Below are 347 nucleotides of genomic sequence, written 5' to 3' on the forward strand. Positions count from 1 at the left end.
TTGATTGGCCTTTCACCCCTAAACACAACTCATCCGGTACTTTTTCAACAGTAATCGGTTCGGACCTCCAGTGGGTGTTACCCCACCTTCATCCTGGTCATGCCTAGATCGCCGGGTTTCGGGTCTAATACACCAAACTAAGTCGCCCTATTCAGACTCGCTTTCGCTACGCCTACACCTAACGGCTTAAGCTTGCTTGGTACATTAAGTCACAGACCCATTATGCAAGAGGTACGCTGTCACCCCTCAAGGGGGCTCCAACTGCTTGTAGGCATTCGGTTTCAGGTACTGTTTCACTCCCCTCATCGGGGTGCTTTTCACCTTTCCCTCACGGTACTAGTTCGCTA

1 rRNA gene is annotated in these 347 nt (G+C 50.7%); it reads right to left on the reverse strand.

Going from position 1 to position 347, the window contains the following annotated elements:
* Positions 1 to 347: ribosomal RNA gene (locus R5H29_RS00335) — 23S ribosomal RNA — on the reverse strand; the annotation flags it as partial.

The sequence above is a fragment of the Stenotrophomonas sp. A3_2 genome, assembly GCF_036624925.1.
GTDB lineage: Bacteria > Pseudomonadota > Gammaproteobacteria > Xanthomonadales > Xanthomonadaceae > Stenotrophomonas > Stenotrophomonas hibiscicola.